The following is an 18,556-nucleotide window of genomic DNA, read 5'->3' as shown; positions in this document are numbered from 1 at the left end:
GGCCCAGTTCGAGGAGCTCTGGCAGGATGCCGATGATCTTTCTCAGGAATATGTGGACACTATCAACGACAAGACCTGGCAGAACGACGAGATCACCCCGTACCATCACTATCTGAAATTTCTCTACGAGCATTTCCGGGAAGACATCAACATCGATGAGGATTTCGAGACCTTCCTGCCCGAAGGCTTCATGGATCTGGACTATCAGAAGCAGGCAGTCATTGCCGCCAAAAAAATCCTCGATGCCTATAACGGCGTCTTTTTGGCGGATGTGGTCGGTCTCGGGAAGACCTTCATCTCCGCGATGCTGGCGCAACAGCTCCGGGGCAAAATCCTCGTCATCTGCCCGCCTGTGCTGAAGGATTATTGGGAGGAGACCTTCTTCGATTTTGGCGTGCGCGGCTATAAGGTTGAATCCCTCGGCAAGCTCGATCACATCATCAAAGAGGGCGCTGCCAAGTTTGACTTCATCTTCATTGATGAAGCCCATCGCTTCCGTAATGAAGTCACCCAGGGGTACGAAAAGCTCCACCAGATCTGCTTCGGCAAGAAGGTCATCCTGGTGTCGGCCACGCCGCTCAACAATACGGTGGAAGACATCTACAGCCAGCTCAAGCTGTTCCAGGTGCCGAAAAGGAGCACCATTCCCGGCGTTCCCGACCTGGAGAAGTTTTTTGCCGGTCTCAGGTCCCGCCTGGATAAATACGCCAAGGCCGATCCCGGTTACGCTGCCGAAGTAAAAAGCGTCTCCCGGGATGTGCGGGAAAAGGTGCTTAAATACGTCATGGTCCGCCGGACCCGCTCCGAAGTCCTCAATTTCTTCCGCAACGACATTGATAAACAGGGCCTCTCCTTTCCCGAACTGGATGATCCCCAGCGCCTCATCTACACCTTTGACGCCCGGCAGGAGAGCATCTTCAACGCCACTATCGAACTGCTCAAAAAATTCAGCTATGCCCGTTACACACCGCTGCTCTTCCTGAAACAGCAGCTTGACCCCCTGGAGATGCAATCCCAGCGCAATATCGGCGGCTTCATGAAGGGCATCCTGGTCAAGCGCCTGGAGAGCAGCTTCCATGCCTTCGGCAAGACCCTGCAACGGTTCATAGAATCCTATGATAACTTTATCGCCATGTTCGACAAGGGCACGGTTTACATCAGCAAGCGGGTCAATGTGTATGACTTTCTGGAAGAGGATAATGAAGATGCTCTTCTCGGCATGGTAGAGCAGGACAGGGTGCAGAAATATATGGTTGGCGAATTCAACGATGATTTCATCAGCCGGCTGAACAGCGATCTTGCCCTGCTGAAAGAGATACAAAGGCTCTGGACCGGCAGCATCGGCGATCCCAAGCTGGAGCAGTTCGTGAGCGACCTGCATAGCCACGCCATCCTCAAAGGCAAAAAGCTCCTGGTTTTCACCGAGTCGAAGGAAACGGGCGAATATCTCTATCGCCGTTTGCAGCGGGAGTTTGCCGGTGAGGTCATGTTTTTCTGCAGCACCGGCGGCCTTTACGACGGCCAGGAACACAGCCTGACACTGGCCCGCGATCTCATCAAGGATAACTTTGATCCCAATAAGAAACAAAAGCAGCAGGATGGCATTCGCATCCTTATCACCACCGATGTCCTGGCCGAAGGGATCAACCTGCATCGCTCCAATATTGTCATCAACTATGACCTCCCCTGGAACCCGACCCGTGTCCTCCAGCGGGTGGGCCGCGTCAACCGGGTCGGCACCGTCCATGAGAAGGTGCATGTCTTCAATTTCTTCCCCACCGCCCAGTCCGACCTGCACCTGGGGCTGGAAGCCAACATCAAGGCCAAAATCCAGGCTTTCCACGATACCCTGGGGGAAGACTCCAAATATCTGACCGACGAAGAAGAAATCACCAGCCATGAGCTATTCGGCGACCGTCTCTTTTCAAAACTGAACGACAAAAAGAACCTGGAGGGCGAAGACGAGGGCGAAAGATCGGAACTGGAGTATCTGCAAAAAATCCGGGACATTCGCGATCATGATCCCAGCCTTTTTGAAAAGGTCAAGCGGTTGCCGAAGAAGGCCCGCTCCTGCCGCGAACTGACGTCAGGCAATAAGGGTGTCGGACCTGCCCCCGATGCCGTCGTCACCTTCTTCCGCAAGGGCAAGCTCAAGAAGTTCTGTCTGGCAGATGAGCAAGCAGCCCACGAATTGACCTTCTTTGAGGCCGCCGATTGCTTTGCCTGTTTGCCGGAGACTCCGCGCTTGCCCTTGCCCAAAGAGTTCTACCCGCTTCTGGAACGGAACAAGCAGGAGTTCGATTTTCTCACTTCCGGTGAAACATTCGAAAAAGCCGGTCATGGCAGCAAATCCAACGAGGCCTACCTCATCAAGCGGTTGAAGGCCAAAGACATCAAACACTTTCAAGGCTTCACGGACGACGATGAAGACTTTCTCAAGGCGGCGCTCAAGGCTTTCGAGGACGGTATCATCCCCCGGAACACGAGCAAGCGGCTCAAGCAGGAATTGGAAAAAGAGATCAATCCGCTCAAGGTGCTGGCAATTTTCCGGAACAACATACCGATGACCATTTTGACGGGAGGACTGGCCACCCAGGGCAAGGATCAGCATGCGCGAGAAGTAATCCTCTCCGAATATCTGACCGGAAAAGTGAGTTGATCCATGCAGGTCGAAGAAGCCAAAAGACTCATTAAGGAAACCTTTCAGAACACCTTCGACGAAGGCCGCTTTCGTCTCTTTGCCAAAAATCTGTTCAACGGGCTGGATGAATCCAAGGCATCTTCCCGTCCTTTTCAGGGTCAGTACATTCCCGAAGCCTATAAGGAACATGTCCGCCAGTACAAACGCCTCGGCACCTATACCGACCCGGCAGGGGCCGCGCTGGACGTCATGATCGTCAACCTGAAGCATGCCACTTCCCTCGAACGCGCCCGCACCAGGCAGCGCAATTTTATCGCCTGGTATCTCAAGAACCGGGGTGAAAAGGACGCCGCCATTGTCGCCTATCATACCGAAGGCCTGGAAGACTGGCGCTTTTCCTATGTCCGCATGGATTACCGGCCGGAACTGAATGAAAAGGGCAAGGTCCGGATCGCTACCGATCTGACCCCCGCCCGTCGCTATTCCTTCCTCGTCGGCAAAAACGAACCGAATCACACCGCCCAGCAGCAGCTCCTCCCGATCCTCCAGGATGACTGTCATAATCCCACCCTGGCCGAACTGGAAAAAGCTTTTACCATCGAATCGGTCACCAGGGAGTTCTTTGAGCGCTACAAGGAGCTTTTTCTAAAACTCAAAGACGAGCTGGACGCCTTGCTGGAGAAGGATCAGCGGATCGGCGCGGACTTCGCGGCCAAAAACATCAAAACAACCGACTTTGCCAAGAAACTCCTGGGTCAGATCGTCTTTCTCTACTTCCTGCAGAAAAAAGGGTGGCTGGGGGTCGGCAAGGATGAACAGGGGAATTTTCGGGAATGGGGCGCCGGGCCGAAGAACTTCCTGCAGCGGCTTTACGGCCGGGAGATTGTGCCTTACGACAACTTTTTCAACGACCTGCTGGAGCCGCTTTTCTACGAGGCCTTGGCCACGGACCGGGGCGAGGAGTCCTATTATAGCCGCTTCCGGTGTAAAATTCCCTTTCTGAACGGCGGCCTTTTTGAGCCTATCGGCGGTTACAGTTGGGAGCAGATCGACATCCTCATCCAAAACGAGACATTCAAAGATATATTCGAAACTTTTAACCTCTATAATTTCACCGTGCGGGAAGACGAGCCGCTGGAAAAAGAAGTGGCCGTAGACCCGGAAATGCTGGGGAAAGTTTTCGAGAACCTGCTGGAGGTGAAAGACCGCAAGTCCAAGGGGGCCTACTACACCCCCCGCGAGATTGTCCATTATATGTGCCGGGAGAGCCTGATCAATTACCTGGCTGGTGCGTTGAATGGCGGCGTCATCGGTTATGAACGGCTTGGCGTTCGGCAATCGGAACTCTTCGGTCCCAAGGATTTAGCCAAACCGGACGGCCGGATGGAATTGATGGCCCAGAACGGCCCGTCTCCTGTTTCTATTGAAGATATCAGGCTTCTTATCTGCCAGGGAGAGTTCGGTATCGAAAATGACCTGGCCAAGGAACAGGGTACGAAGTCTTATGCCTACAAACTCCCGGAATCTATCCGCGCCAATGCCTGGCGCATCGATCAGGCTTTGGCCGACATCAAGATCTGCGATCCGGCCATCGGTTCCGGGGCCTTCCCGGTGGGTATGCTCCATGAGATCGTCCGGGCGCGGGAGACTCTCACCACCTATCTGCCGGAGAACCCTGCCCGCACGCCCTATCACTTCAAGCGCCACGCCATTCAGCAGTCCATATATGGCGTAGATATCGACTGCGGCGCCGTGGATATCGCCAAGCTGCGGCTCTGGCTTTCGCTGGTGGTCGATGAAGATGACTTCCTCTCCATCAAGCCGCTGCCCAACTTGGACTACAAGATCGTCTGCGGTAATTCCCTGCTCAGAGTGGAACGTAACCTGCTCAACAATCACCTCTTTGAGGAATTGGAGCTGCTGAAACAGCGCTATTTTGATGAAATTAATCCACGGCAGAAGAAAGAAGAGAAGTCCCGGATCGAGCAGCTGATCCGGCAGTTGACCAATAATGATGAACAATTCGATTTTGAAATCTATTTCAGTGAGGTATATCATTCCTCCCATTCCCCCCTGACCGAAAGGGGACGCAAAGGGGGTGGTTTCGATGTAGTGATCGCCAATCCTCCCTATGTTCGGCAGGAAGCAATCAAGGAATTCAAACCTCAGTTTAAGCGGACTTTCGGCGCTTTCTATTGCGGCACCGCCGACCTGTACACCTACTTTTACAAGCGCGGCCTGGAGATCCTCAAGCCGTCGGGCCATCTCTGTTTCATTGCCCCCAACAAGTTCATGCGGGCCGGTTATGGCAAGAATACCCGCACCCTCCTCGCCAATGAGGCGACGCCCAAAGTGGTGATTGATTTCGGCGACCTTCCCATTTTTGACGCCACCACCTACCCCTCTATTCTGTTGTTGGAAAAGCGCAAGCCTGAAGCCACCGAGAAAACACTGACCGCCACCTTCACCGTGGCAGACCAACTTGCGAACCTGGATGATACCCTGGCCAACATTGGTTTCACCATGCCGGTTGCCGCTCTGAAGGCGGAGGGCTGGACTCTGGAGCGCCCAGACGTGCTGGCCTTGATGGAAAAGCTCAGAAAGGCCGGCAAGCCCCTGGGCGAGTATGTGCAGGGAAAGTTCTACTATGGGATCAAGACCGGTCTGAACGAAGCCTTCGTCATCGACGAGGCCACTCGGCAACAACTCATCGCCGAAGATCCCGAAAGCGCCAAACTGATCAAGCCCTGGCTCCGCGGCCGCGACATCCGCAAGTGGAAGGCGCAGTGGGCGGGATTGTATGTTATCTTCACCCGTCGCGGAACTGATATCAAAAAGTATCCCGCCATCAAGCGTCACCTGGAACAATTCCGCTCAGCCCTGGAACCGAAAAAATCAGATAAAGACCTGCGCGGGCGTAAGCCGGGAACTTATAAGTGGTTTGAGATACAGGATAATATTGCTTACTTTGAAGAGTTCGAGAAAACGAAGATTATGTACGCTGAAATATCGACTGAAGGCAAGTTCCTGCTTGAGACCGAAGGCTATTATTCAGATACGACAACCTACATAATATCAAGTTCTTCGGAATACTTACTGGGGGTTCTCAATTCAAAATTGTTTACCTACATATTCTCAAAGACAAGTTCTGAAATCAGCGGCGGTTTCTTCCGGTGGAAGCGTCAATACATGGAACTTCTTCCCTTATTCCCCGCCACAGACGCCCAGAAAGCCCCCATCATCGAGCACGTCAAAAAGATCCTTACCGATCCCGACAGCTCCGCCGTCCGGCGTCTTGAAGCCGAAATCGACAAGCTGGTCTATACTCTTTACAAACTGACTCCAGAAGAAATCAAAATTATAGAAAAGGAGCAATGACAAGAAGAGGTGTAAACATTATATGCCCCAAAAATCATTTGAATAACACATTAATTTCCTTTACACTTTGCCAAAATTAGACAGGCATCCGTTGCAAGTAGAAAGGAAAACGTACTGCCCATACGCCATATCAATCGTTGCGCCGCTGAGATAAAGGAGGTGACATGTGCCAGATCATAACCGTTACATAGGATACATTGAGTATGTGGGCGAAGGTGTCGAAGACGGCCTCCTTGATGCCCGTAAGGCTGCAAAGGCGCTACTTGGATTCGACAACTCCCTTAGGTTCTTCGTTAGCCGTCAGCATCCAGAGTTCCAGCAACTCGATTACGAAATCCCCGTCCGAATTGAGAAAGGCTCATGGCAGGCACTTCTTCCCCAGACTGTTGAACAGTGGCTGATGACAGCCGCAGGTGTGGCTACTACAGCCTATCTAACGGCTGCCGCAACGCAAATGGCTCAAAGGGACTTAAAGGATGTCGGTCTACGAGACGTGTTTTGGAAGGCACTCCACGGAATCCAGTGGTTCATCAAGATTGGAAAACATTTGGGTAAATTGGGTGCGAAGAAGTTCGAAGGTGTGCGCTGGCAAAATAATAATACTGAGATCGGAATACCCAACCAGAATGAAGAGTTTCTCTTCGTTCCCAAAGAGTTCCTTGAGTGGTTCGTCGAAGCGCCCCACCCACTACTGTCTGACTTGTCAGAGGTTATCTCTCTTCATCGACAGTTGAATGTTGGTATCATTTACCCCGATTATGTCGAGACCGTTACCATTACGCAGAGTGAACGACACATCTTCTTCGTTAAAAAGGAAGATGAGGATATCCTATTCCCCGACCTGAAGCACGGCCAACAAGTCGTACTGGATGGTCTTGTCACCAGAGGAAACGAGAAGGCGAACTCTATCGGATTTCTGTACAGAGAACACATCCTCACATGCTACCCGAGGCAGGGAAACATCGTCCGTTTCAAACAGTCACTTTTTCTGAATTGTCGAATCGCCGGAACTATCACACGTATTGATGGGTTAGGAGGCACGAATGATCCCCGACCGAAGATTATATTTGATGATTTGATTCCTTTAAAGAAGGATTCGGGTATGCTTGATATCTTCGAGAAAGCAAGGCTCAACGATCGCATCGAGAATGACGATGAATAGTGCACTGAGTAGCCAATGATCGCCATATTGTCTTGCTTTCATGATCAAAAAATGTTCGGTATTTTGAAAAACACGGATTCATGAAAACCGTTGCTTTTCCCCTGTAAATTGTATTAGAAGAAGCTTCAGCAGGAAATATTCATGGTTATGGAGCAACATTTGAGAAAATACAAGGTATTCCCTAATGCCCCGATTGTAGAGGCTATTTTAGATATTCGCGTCGAATTGCCTAAAGATGTGACGCTGGAAACTTTAGCAACGTTACACGATTATATTAAAACCCGTTATCCTGAAAAGCAGCATCAAACGGAGTTTTCAGCGGGCATCAGGTTTGATCAGCAAGGCGCTTCTTTAGAAAAACCTGAGGCGAGTCAGACAGGCTATCTTTTTCGTTCACCGGCTGAGAAAAAAGTCGTCCAAGCACGGTTGAATGGTTTCTCTTTCAATAAATTAAAACCATACAATAACTGGGATGCCTTTTGTACGGAAGGGCGAGAACTATGGGATATATATTGGAAAATAGCGAACCCGTTAAGAGTTACACGGATTGCATTACGGTACATTAATAGAGTAGAGATTCCCTTACCACTGAGTGACTTTAAAGAATATATTTTAACGGTGCCTGAGGTGGCGCCTGAGCTTCCGCAAGCTTTAGCACACTTCTTTATGAGGCTCGTTATACCAAAGCCGGATATAGGCGCCGTGGCTAACATTAATCAGACAATGGGAATTACCGGTGAGGGGCAGAAGCTTCCCTTTATATTCGACATAGATGTGGTTAAAGAAACAGATTATTTGGGAAACGAAGAAGATATGTGGCGTGAATTCGAAAATCTACGAATATTTAAAAATGAGATATTTTTCAAGAGCATAACAGCAAAAGCGGAGGGGCTTTTCAAATGACTTATTTAGACCAGAGTTCGGCAGTGGCAATGAAGACCAGCTTTTACCCAGGAATGCAAATCTCCGATACGGCAGTAGGTGAAGAATCTGATGAGTTATCGAGAGCGTATGAGACTTTTGTCAGGGATTTTTTTGTACCGATTTCAAGGGAATCCCTTTTCCCTTTTATAAAGTTCTACCGTCTGAAATCTCAATGGGAAGCCGAAACGACTTTTCTGTCATCCCTATCGGATATTGCCATGCACCCTGCATATCAGCAGATTATTGGCATGGGGCCCGTTGTGATTCCCTTGATTCTCCGGGAAATGAAAAAAGAACCGGGCCACTGGTTCTGGGCATTAAAGTCCATCACGGGTGATGATCCTGTACCTCCTGAAAACAGAGGGAAAATTAAGGCAATGACTGAAGATTGGTTGATTTGGGGTAAGGAACAGGGCTATATCAATTGAGCAGACACCAAATTGAAAGGGAGTTTCCTGCTTTGTTAAATTCCGGTTACGGCATAACCAGTCCTGCCGAGAAAGATTATAATTGTATTGCTTGGGCTGCGGGCGATACGACTGCGTGGTGGGAACCGGATCCTCAAGATATCTGCTTCTGGCCGGACGGCATACCGAGGCTTTATACTTTAGAAGCGTATATGGAAGCATTTGAGACATTGGGTTTTACCCGATGTAAAGATGCTGATTATGAAGCAGGTTTTGAGAAAGTAGCTGTTTATATTTCTTCCGTTGGTAAACCGACCCATGCAGCAAGACAGCTAAGTTCCGGTTCCTGGACAAGCAAACTGGGTAATTCAGAAGATATTGAACATGAAAATTTGGAGGCACTTGAAGGCCCACTCTATGGTGCGGTAGCTATTGTTTTAAAAAGACCAACGAATACCTGACCTTAATTTCTTATTTTCTCCATTACAAATAAGCGTTTTTTCTTATAGTCTACACGGGAGCGCATTATAGACGAACATTACACGCGCCTTTTAATGGCCAATAACGGCCTTGATCTTACGACTATTATGCTGCTGGACAGGGTACAAAAACGACTTCGTATCAGTCCGGACGAGAATCGTCGCCTGAAGGCCGTCAATCTGGTGGAGGGACGTTACCCTAACCTGATAGTGGCAACTCAGGTGGCTGCGGCGACGGGAGAGAAAGCGCGCCACATCCGCGAGCGGGGTTTCGATAATCGTTACTACAGAGATTTAATCATAGACCTCATTGGCAAACACCAACCAGTATCACGGGAAGAGATTAACCGGTTGCTACTGGACAAGTTGCCGGAGGTTTTAAATGAGGAACAGAAGATTGACGGGAAAAAGAATTCGCAACATTGGCAGTCGCCGGGCTTCGCAGTGGGTATTGATTGAGAATGATAAACAATAAAACGATCAGGTTTATCAATAAACTTTATGGGTGATATGGAATAAACATAATTATTCACGGGTGATACATTTGTTAACCGCGATATTTGGAGATTGGATTAAACAATTCGGCTAACAATAAACCCTGTTGGGAAGGTTTCATCACGTTTGCCCTGGGCGCGGCCGACGATGGAAAGCCCCGAAAGAAGTGAAATCAAGGTATTTGATTATGATCATGGCACAAGGGACAGCGGGGTAAGACGTTACGTCTGGCTTGCCGAATATGATTACGTGCTCATTTTCCAAAAAAAGAAAAAGGCACTATTCTGGGTTACTGCGTATTACTTGGATTCCGAAGGGGGACGGAAGGATTTGTCAAAGCGTTATGAAAAAAAGGCTCTAAAATACAGGGACCGCCTGTTGAGGCGGTCCCTGAGCTCCTTCTACCTCCATTGGTAGATGAGTCGGTCCTTTTATGAACCAGGTTGCCACCCTTTGTCAAGAATTTTTTACAGCGCCTGGGGATATCATTACTCCCAACATGATCGTGACTGCCGAGGAACCACCCGCCGTTTACGCTTGATATTCTTCCAGGTTGGCGGCGATAACGTCCCGCACTTTTTCCATTAGTGCGCTGCGGGTTTCGATGGTATAGCCGCTGACATCAACCGGTTTATCTATTACCATGATAATTTCCCCCCTGTTTACCTGCCACGATTTCTTGGACATGATTTTGCCGCTGCCAATGATTGATATTGGGACGATAGGAATGCCCGTTTGTATGGCTAAGTAAAACATCCCCTGCTTAAAGGGCAACAACCTGCCGTCTCTGCTTCTCGTCCCTTCCGGAAAAGCGGCGACGGAGATGCCTGCACGCAGTTTTTCCGCCGCCTGATCAAGGTTTTTGATCGCCTTTTCGTGGTCGTACCGGTCAATTTCAACGAAGCCCGCCATTCTCATCGCTTTTCCGAAGACAGGGATGCGGAAAAGTTCCTTTTTGGCTGTCCAGATAAAATCCATCGGGATGCCGGCCATACAAATCAGGATGTCAAAATCACTTTGATGGTTGGCCATGATTATATGAGGTTTTCCGGAGACAATATTTTCCGCGCCGATTATTTCAATCTTGACGCCGCTGATATAAAGAAGAAGTTTTGCCCAGAGGCAGCCTATTCGACGGCCATGCTTTTCCGCCGTCGAAAAAATATTGATGACGACTACGCAGGCCGCCGCCAAGGCGGTGATGCAAAGGGCAGCGGACACGATGATGACGGAACGGAACATGGCAGATCCTACAGGGAGCCAGAATTTGCTTTCCGGCAGGAAGCAAATTCGTTAACGAACTTACTAAAAACGGCTCCGTAAAGTCAGATAAAAACTGACATCCGGCGCGGTGGTGACAGTTAGATCTTCTCCTACACCTATGTCGAGAGATGTATTGCCCGATAAGTAAAGCGTCCCGCCGGCTATCAGTTGCACGGAATTAGCGCCTATTTCTTTCAGCTCGCTGTCGCTATAAAAAGGTGTGTGGGCATCCGCCTGCACCTTGAGCCCCAGCCAGGACAGGGGAGTCTGCCACCCTAAACCTAGGCTGCCGAAACCGGCCCAATTTTTTTGCTGATCGGGCAGCACTTTGCCCTCCGTCAAGTAGAGCATCCCTGCCGCACCGTAAGTAGTCCATTTGCCGAATTCAAATTTCCCTTCCGTGCCTCCGGCCAGCCACAAGGCGATGTCCGTACTGCCGCTGCCCTGGAGTTGATCGCTGTCTCCTGTCGGCAGCTTAAGGCTGATGTTTAAGGCTAAGGCTTCTTTTTCGTTGCCCCCCGACTGGTACAGTTGCCAGGCGCCGGTCAAAGCCAGATCGCCCACACCGGAACCGGTAGCGTCAACAAGCACGCGGTCAATGCCGTCGCGGCGATAGCTATAGAGCAAACGATTGCGCGGCGCCTGATCCCGGCCACCCTGCGGAAAGCCTAAGGCGCTATGATAACTTTCAATAGAGCCGTCCAGAAAACCGCAGCTCTGTGTGATATAAGGTATCTTGACACCTACCTCGAAACGCGGGGTCAGGCCGTGCCGCACCAGCAAAGTAAACCTGGTCGTCTCCCCATCGAGAATTATCGCCTCCCGCGCATTGTCATTTTTAGTGTAATTACTTGATAATACGGCATTCAGACCTAATTCTGTCCGTCCGGGCGAAAGGAGAAAAAAATTCCCCGCCCCGGGCAGACCAAAGATGCTCACGAGAGGACTTTGATTGATACTTTCAAAGGGCGCTATATCGCTGGCAGAGGCGGCGATGGGCCTCATAAGCCCGATAAGGCAAAAGGCGGCCACGGCAATAAGATTAGTCTTCTTCAATATTCTAAATTTCTCGCAACTTACTAATTCTTGGCCATAAGATGCAAAATGGCCTTCTCCAGGCCATCCAGGGTAAGTTCAAACATGGGAAAAACTTCCAGGATGGCGGCAATAGTCCAGGTAAAGTGCCAGATATTTTCGGTCTGGGGATTGAGCCAGACGGCATGGCGAAAGGTCTTGGCCAGAAATTTCAGCCGCTCCATACTGGGCAGGGCCTGCCGCTGGTTGATATAAATGGCGCCCTGGTGATGGGTCAGTTCGTAGGGCGCCATGCTGGCATCGCCCACAATAATAATCCTCGTTTCCGGATCACGGCGGATCAAATCATCTACCGACTCGGGTCGGTAAAGACGCTGCGGATCAAACCATATCTGGTCATAGATAGTGTTATGGAAATAGCAGATATGCAGGTCCTTGAACTGGGAACGGGCGTAATTGAAGAGGGTCTTGACAACCTCGATGTAGGGGTCCATGGACCAGCCGCCGTTGTCAATCATCAGGATGATCTTGAGACGATCGGTCAGCCGGCGGTCAAAAATTATTTCAATTTCCCCGGCATTACGCATTGTTTCATAAATGGTTTTTTCTATATTGACCACATCCTTGGGGCCGGACGGCACCATCATGCGGAGTCTTTTCAAGGCCTCGCCGATCTGAGCTTCCGTCAAGGGACCGTCTTGGGAATAGTCTTTAAAGCGCCTCTCCAGGGCCACCTTGATGGCGGATTTGTTGCGCGATTCTCCCCCGACCCGCATCCCGCCGGGGTGGTAGCCGGAGTGCCCCACCGGCGATGTACCGCCCGTGCCAATCCATTTACCCCCCCCGTGATGCTGACCTGTCTGATCCTTGAGCCGTTCCATGAAATATTTGAGCAGTTCTTCGGGCGAATACTTCTCCAGTTCCTTTTCGTCCATTCCCAGGGCGCGGGCGATAGCGCCGGGATTATTAAGCCACTCCTGGAGGAGAGACCGCGCAATCTCGGTCAGTTCGAGCTCGTCGGGCTCCGTGATGGCTACACCTTTGAAAATATTGGCAAATACCATGTCATAGGTATCAAAGTAACGTTCACTCTTGATCAGGATGGAACGGGCCGTTGTGTAAAAATCCTCCAGGGAGTTGACCAGTCCCATACCGATGGCTTGCTGCAGCTTCAGGAAAGAGGTGGGTGTCACGGGGACGCCCTTGGCTCTCAAAGCGTAAAAAAATCCTACAAACAAGATTCTTCCCCCCTTACATCCGCTGTCGCGCCGTCTGCCGGACGGCTATATCCAGGTCCCCACTTTTCTTGAACAGGATGCCCAGATAGGGAGCATCGCCCTGGTGGAGTTTCTTTAACTTGAAATCGGGGTCAGTTTTCAGCGCCCTGATCCAATTAATCAACTCTCGGGTGGCCGGTTTCTTTTCCACGCCCCGCAGTTCCCGGAGACGATAAAAAGTGGTGAGGCAGGCCTCCATCAGGTCGTTGTTCAATCCGGGGAAATGAACGCCGATAATGCGCCGCATCGCCTCCGGCTCCGGAAAGGCGATATGGTGGAAATTGCAGCGGCCCAGGAACGGATCAGACAGATCCTTTTTGGCGTTGGACGTAATGACCATCACTGGTCGCTGTTTCGCCTTGATGGTCTTATCTATTTCCATAATATCGAACTGCATCTGATCCAGCACATCGAGCATGTCATCCTGGAAGTCCGTATCGGCCTTGTCTATCTCGTCAATCAGAAGCACGGTGCGCACATCGGCCATAAACGCCTGACCGATTTTCCCCATTTTTATATACTCTTCAATGTTGCTCACATTGCGGCTGGAATCGCCGAACCGGCTGTCATTCAGACGGGTCAGGGTATCGTACTGATAAAGGGCCTCCAGCAGTTTCATGCTGGATTTAACATTGAGGACGATCAGCGGCATCTGCAAATTCTCGGCAATGGCATGGGCCAGCATGGTTTTACCAGTGCCGGGCTCACCCTTGAGCAAAAGCGGCATCTCCAAAGCGATGGACACGTTAACAATCTTGGCCAGTTCCTCATCCAGCACATACCGCGCCGCACCTTCAAACTTGTTTAGCTTGTTCTCTTGATTCATACTTTAAAACCCCCTGAGCCCGATAAACGGGATTAGCACGTTAACAAAAAAGGCCCACCGCGGGCCTTTTCATGATTATTAGAAATCCGCACCGCAGCCAAACAAGCTGCTTTGTAATTGGGATATCTTTTCTACTAAATTTACTGTAGAATTGCCACAGTTATTTAACACCCCCGGGAAGAAGAACAATTTAACATTCATCGGGCCCGCAACTCAGGGCGAGAGAGGAACAAAACATGTACGAAAGAGACGCAGATCGCGCCAAAGAGGCCATGCAGGCCATTATCAGAAAAGGACCAACCGGATCAATGGTAGTTGTGGGCGCCATTATTGTCGTCCTGTTTTTATTAAGGCCCTGGGCGCAGGTCGGCGCCGGCGAAAGAGGCATTGTCCTTAATTTCGGAGCTGTGCAAAAGTTGGTGCTGGCGGAGGGTCTGCATTTCCGGATACCCGTGATGCAGGAAATAGTGGTGATGGATGTGAAGGTGCAAAAGGCGCTGACCGATGCGGAGGCCTCTTCGGCCGATCTGCAGGATGTAAGTTCGAAAGTCGCCCTCAACTATCACGTGATTCCCGACCGGGCAAACGTCGTCTACCAAAACATCGGCATCCAGTTTAAGGAGCGCATCATAGACCCCGCCATTCTGGAGGTCGTAAAGGCCGTCACGGCCCGATACACGGCCGAAGAACTGATCACCAAGAGACCGGCCGTCAGCGAGGCGATTCGCGCCTCCCTCATGGAAAGATTGGCCGTCTACAATATTGCGGTTGACGCTTTTTCTATTGTTAACTTCAGTTTTTCAAAATCCTTCACGGAGGTGATCGAATCCAAGCAGGCCGCGGAGCAGTTAGCCTTAAAAGCCAAGCGCGATCTGGACAGGATAAGAATCGAAGCGGAACAGAAAATTACCGCCGCCCGGGCCGAGGCGGAATCGCTGCGATTGCAGCGGGCAAATATTTCTCCGGATATGATAGAGTTGAGAAAAATAGAAGCCAACATGAAGGCGATAGAAAAATGGAATGGCATCCTGCCCCAGGTAACAGGCGGGGGCGCCATGCCCATGATCGGTTTGGGAGATGTAAAAAAGAATTAGTATTATTTTTCATTTCCCACTGAAAAAGCTTGAAAGTTCGCTTTTTTTGTATATAATTGCTGCGCCGGACGCGTAGCGTTGACAACAGGTACAACAATTAAAGGAGGGTGAAGCATGGCAAAAGCGAAAAAAAATGATAAGCCTAGTGTTGAGGGGAAAGGTAAACCAGCCGCCAAGGCCGGGAAAAAAGCAGCCCCTGCCGCCAGCACGGCCAAGCCGGTCAAGGCCATAGCGGCCGCTAAGGCCAAAGCAGGTACAGCCAAAGCAACCGTAGCAGCCAAGAAGGCGCCGACCAAAGCAGCAGCCAAGGCAACCGTAGCAGCCAAGAAAGCACCGGCCAAAGTAGCAGCCAAGAAAGCGCCGGCCAAAGTAGCAGCCGCCAAGCCTAAAGCAGCCGCACCGGTCAAGGCAGCGCCCAAGAAAGCGTCGGCCAAAGCAGCAGCCAAGGTAACCGTAGCAGCCAAGAAGGCGCCGGCTAAGAAGAAGGCCCCCGCCCCCAAAAAATAATTTTCGCGGCGCCGGTAACGAAGACATCAAACCCCGCTTTTCATCAGATCATGGTGAAGGCGGGGTTTTGCTTTTCACATAAGCTGAAACACCTTATTGAAAAAGGCGCTTCTTTTCTTGGGGTAAGATAAGGCGCCTTCGTGATCCACGATCAGTTTCCCGTCTAAATGATCGAGTTCATGCTGGGCGACGCGGGCGGTAAAATCCTGGTAACGCTTGTTAATTTTCTGCCCCTTGATGTTCAGCGCCCTGATCTTGATTTCCGGAAAACGGCCCACCTCAACCTGGATTTCCGGACAGGAAAGGCAGCCTTCTTCCTTATATATAAGCTCTCCCCGGGCCTGAGTAATCCGGGGGTTAATCAGCAGATCATAGTCCTTGGCACTCTTCGTCCAGGCGCTTTTATCATCATCAAAGCCCTTGTTCCGGTAAACAACGATCCGCCGGCTGATGCCGATCTGCGGCGCCGCCAGCCCCAAGGCATCTTCCCGAGCAAGGAAGGACTCAATCAGCGTCGCCACATCCCTTAGCGCCGCCGCATCCAGGGGGAAGGGCACGTCGGCACAGGAAGTCCGCAGAATACGGGCCTCCGACTCGTTTATCGTCTCTCCGCTCCAAAGTGTCAACACCTGCTGGGACATCGTCATTCCCCTTTTTTACCTTGAAATTTACCAGGTTGGAAAATACTATCATAAAGCCGCGGAAAGTCGTCTTTGCCGGTCGCCAGCATCAAGGTTAGCGGCATGACTTCCCTGGCCAGGGCCGTCATTTTATCCGCCGTTTGGCGAATATCCCATTGGGCATATTGATCCCCGCGCAGACGGGCAATGTGGTAAAGCTCCCGGGCGTTGACCTTCATGGCCACCCGGCGGCGGTGGGCATTGGTGAGGATGTAAGCGGCCGCGGTCGGGGCGGATTTTTTCAGCTTTGCGTAGACAGCCTCCGTTCTGGCGACGACCTCGCTGAAGTCCCGCTCCATCCCTGCGGCACGTACTGCCTCCGGAACAGTGACGCCGAGGGAGGGGTTATAATCCTGGCAGTTTATGGTCGCCATCCGGTGTCTCTTCAGTTGGGCAAAACAACTGGCGCTGACCGTCAGTTCAAAGTGGAGGTCAACATTTTCAAATTCCCGCCGCACGGAATCGTAGGAGCGCATGTGCCGACAGGCCGTTTTTATGACTTCGGCCTTGTCCCCCGGGTCCATCCTGGCGACTATCTCCCGGCATTCCCGCCCGGAAAGATCGGCAGAGGAATAGAGCAATGCGGCCACCACTCTGTCGTCGGCATCGGACGTGGCATGGATAAGGACCACTTCCCTATCGTTGCGGCTGGACGAGATATGCTCCTTTTCTGCACCGCTTGTTGCTCTCAGTCTGGCCGTCTTTTCCGCCAACTCCCGGTCTGTCAGCAGATCGTAGTCTGACGGTTCTACATAACGCACCAGGGAAGGGGCAATGCTTGCGGCAACTTCGTACAACAGGCGACTGCATTCCCGGGCTTCCGACAGAGGCGAGGCTGCCAGACGACGGATCATCGCCTCCAGGCTGCGGGCATTTATTGTCATTCCTAACTGGGTCTCTGTGGCCAGGGCAATCACATAGCGGGCATCCTCTTTAGCCCAGCCTTCCAGCAGAGAGCAGTTTTTCGGGTCATCGGCGAGGTCGGGGTGCTTTTCAAAAACGTGAGTTCGCAAACACGCATAAAGTTTGTGGTAAAGGCGATTCTGCTCCCCGATTGCGGCTACAAAATCAGCTTCCAGACAGGCTTTCCGTATTTCCTCGGGAATAACGAAATCATCTTCCAGCAGGACATATCTTTGAGATTTTTCCGTATAAGAAGCCAGGCGGGATCTTTCCAGCTCTTCCACCAGCAGACGTGAGATTCCGATGACATCAATATTCAGTACGGCATGTTCGGCAATTGAACTGTGTCCCATAGTAAAAACAATATTACGGTTGGATTTCCGCGCCTTCTCCACCTCCATCATGGCCAGGGCGCGCAGTTCGTTCACCGGACGCTGCTCTCTGCTGATGCGGGCATAGGCGGCCGCAATGGTTTCCGGTGTCAGGCGCTCCCTGTCGCCCTGTCCGGAATAAAAATCACTGATGGCGCCATAATCAACGTTGTAACCGGCAAGGATAATCTGCATGATCCTGCTCCTGGATGTTTTTACTGGCCTGGCGGCGTCAAACTAAAACGACCGGGCATTAATAAAGATTAAATGCCTGGTCGTTTTTCCTTACCAAAATTTTCAATACTACTTCGCTGCTGGTGCTGCTGGTGCTGCTGGTGCGGCCGGAGCTGCGGGAGCGGGAGCGCCCGGAGCTGGTGCTGCGTCAGGAGCCGGTGCTGCTGGCACTGGTGCTGCTACCTCTGCCGGTTTCTGCTCTTCTGCCTTTTTGCATCCAACTACCGCAAACGATAATGTCACAAAGAAAAGCAGGGAAAGAAAAATTGCAAATACTTTTTTCATCGGCGTTTAACCTCCTTTCAAAGATTTTCAAACGTCGGGTGCTTAAGCACCCCTAACACTCAATTGTAGCAGAACGATACGCTTTTTTTTTACCTTGTCAAGTAAAATTTATCAGGGTGTCAGGAGCAAATGATATGTCCGGTTTGTAGCACACAATCTGTCCGGTTTGTTATGGTCACCGCTGGAGGTGACGGATGCGACGGACAGAGATGCTACAGGAGATCCGGAAGATGCGATTTGAGGAGGTTTATTTTGGATGGAGTGAGAGTCGTTTGAACCAGGAAGAAGCGGCTCTGATTTTGGGGGTATGTGATCGGACGTTTCGTCGGTACATTGATCGGTACGAAGAGGCCGGGATATCGGGTTTGTCGGACAAGCGCCTGACGCAGGCATCATTTCATCGCGCCCCTGTGGATGAAGTGATGGCCGTCGCGGAGCGTTACGCGAGCGGGCATCGGGGTTGGAATGTGAAGCATTTTTACAGTTGGTATCGACGGGACGGAGGCGGGCGCAGTTACACATGGGTGAAAAACACGCTTCAGTCGCGAGGTCTGGTTTCTGGATCGGCCAAGCGGGGAGCACATCGTAAGCGGCG

Annotated in this window: 17 protein-coding genes; 11 read left to right on the top strand and 6 right to left on the bottom strand. The window is 51.1% G+C overall.

The window, feature by feature from the left end:
• From NT140_04375 to NT140_04345, 7 genes are all read left to right on the top strand, one after another.
• The coding region (locus NT140_04375; GenBank protein MCX5831113.1) for a DEAD/DEAH box helicase at nt 1-2,659 on the top strand (2,659 nt) is incomplete at its 5' end.
• 3 nt (nt 2,660-2,662) lie between these two features.
• A complete protein-coding gene (locus NT140_04370) occupies nt 2,663-6,019 on the top strand; it encodes an Eco57I restriction-modification methylase domain-containing protein (protein ID MCX5831112.1) in 3,357 nt (1,118 codons plus the stop codon).
• A 166-nt stretch (nt 6,020-6,185) separates the two neighbouring features.
• Nucleotides 6,186-7,181, top strand: coding sequence for a hypothetical protein (locus NT140_04365; protein ID MCX5831111.1), 996 nt, complete (start codon nt 6,186-6,188; stop codon nt 7,179-7,181).
• Nucleotides 7,182-7,322: 141 nt separating this feature from the next.
• Nucleotides 7,323-8,084 carry a TIGR04255 family protein gene (locus NT140_04360; GenBank protein ID MCX5831110.1) on the top strand — a complete coding sequence of 254 codons (762 nt, stop codon included), beginning with the start codon at nt 7,323-7,325 and terminating at the stop codon, nt 8,082-8,084.
• A 29-nt stretch (nt 8,085-8,113) separates the two neighbouring features.
• Nucleotides 8,114-8,533 carry a hypothetical protein gene (locus tag NT140_04355; protein MCX5831109.1) on the top strand — a complete coding sequence of 140 codons (420 nt, stop codon included), beginning with the start codon at nt 8,114-8,116 and terminating at the stop codon, nt 8,531-8,533.
• A gap of 32 nt (nt 8,534-8,565) precedes the next feature.
• Complete coding sequence (locus NT140_04350) at nt 8,566-8,973, top strand: hypothetical protein (protein MCX5831108.1); 408 nt, start codon at nt 8,566-8,568, stop codon at nt 8,971-8,973.
• A 93-nt stretch (nt 8,974-9,066) separates the two neighbouring features.
• Nucleotides 9,067-9,450 (top strand): hypothetical protein, encoded by a 384-nt coding sequence (locus tag NT140_04345; GenBank protein MCX5831107.1) that lies wholly within the window; start codon nt 9,067-9,069, stop codon nt 9,448-9,450.
• Between the two features lie 567 nt (nt 9,451-10,017).
• Here NT140_04345 and NT140_04340 read toward each other — a convergent pair.
• From NT140_04340 to NT140_04325, 4 genes are all read right to left on the bottom strand, one after another.
• Nucleotides 10,018-10,728, bottom strand: a complete 711-nt coding sequence (locus NT140_04340; GenBank protein ID MCX5831106.1) for a lysophospholipid acyltransferase family protein — start codon at nt 10,726-10,728, stop codon at nt 10,018-10,020.
• A 63-nt stretch (nt 10,729-10,791) separates the two neighbouring features.
• Nucleotides 10,792-11,805, bottom strand: coding sequence for a DUF3187 family protein (locus NT140_04335; protein ID MCX5831105.1), 1,014 nt, complete (start codon nt 11,803-11,805; stop codon nt 10,792-10,794).
• 23 nt (nt 11,806-11,828) lie between these two features.
• Nucleotides 11,829-13,022, bottom strand: a complete 1,194-nt coding sequence (locus NT140_04330) for a hypothetical protein (protein MCX5831104.1) — start codon at nt 13,020-13,022, stop codon at nt 11,829-11,831.
• A 13-nt stretch (nt 13,023-13,035) separates the two neighbouring features.
• The gene (locus tag NT140_04325) at nt 13,036-13,887 is read right to left on the bottom strand and encodes a MoxR family ATPase (GenBank protein ID MCX5831103.1); all 852 of its coding nucleotides are present in this window, start codon (nt 13,885-13,887) and stop codon (nt 13,036-13,038) included.
• A gap of 236 nt (nt 13,888-14,123) precedes the next feature.
• Between NT140_04325 and NT140_04320 the strand changes: the two genes are divergently transcribed.
• Both NT140_04320 and NT140_04315 read left to right on the top strand, forming a co-directional pair.
• A complete protein-coding gene (locus NT140_04320) occupies nt 14,124-14,981 on the top strand; it encodes a prohibitin family protein (GenBank protein ID MCX5831102.1) in 858 nt (285 codons plus the stop codon).
• A gap of 114 nt (nt 14,982-15,095) precedes the next feature.
• Complete coding sequence (locus NT140_04315) at nt 15,096-15,488, top strand: hypothetical protein (GenBank protein ID MCX5831101.1); 393 nt, start codon at nt 15,096-15,098, stop codon at nt 15,486-15,488.
• A gap of 74 nt (nt 15,489-15,562) precedes the next feature.
• Here NT140_04315 and NT140_04310 read toward each other — a convergent pair whose 3' ends face one another.
• Together NT140_04310 and NT140_04305 are read right to left on the bottom strand one after the other, a co-directional pair.
• Nucleotides 15,563-16,129: a peptide deformylase gene (locus tag NT140_04310; GenBank protein MCX5831100.1), complete on the bottom strand. Its 567-nt coding sequence runs from the start codon at nt 16,127-16,129 to the stop codon at nt 15,563-15,565.
• A 2-nt stretch (nt 16,130-16,131) separates the two neighbouring features.
• Nucleotides 16,132-17,637: an FAD-dependent thymidylate synthase gene (locus NT140_04305; GenBank protein MCX5831099.1), complete on the bottom strand. Its 1,506-nt coding sequence runs from the start codon at nt 17,635-17,637 to the stop codon at nt 16,132-16,134.
• Between the two features lie 131 nt (nt 17,638-17,768).
• Between NT140_04305 and NT140_04300 the strand changes: the two genes are divergently transcribed.
• Both NT140_04300 and NT140_04295 read left to right on the top strand, forming a co-directional pair.
• Nucleotides 17,769-18,017, top strand: coding sequence for a hypothetical protein (locus NT140_04300; protein ID MCX5831098.1), 249 nt, complete (start codon nt 17,769-17,771; stop codon nt 18,015-18,017).
• Between the two features lie 138 nt (nt 18,018-18,155).
• Nucleotides 18,156-18,556 (top strand): helix-turn-helix domain-containing protein (locus tag NT140_04295; protein ID MCX5831097.1); only part of this gene is annotated, 401 nt, incomplete at its 3' end.

The sequence above is a fragment of the Deltaproteobacteria bacterium genome, from assembly GCA_026388415.1.
In the GTDB taxonomy this organism is placed as follows: Bacteria; Desulfobacterota; Syntrophia; order Syntrophales; family JACQWR01; genus JAPLJV01.
The sequence above is the reverse complement of the archived record's forward strand: the minus strand, read 5'-3'. Positions and strand labels throughout refer to the sequence as shown.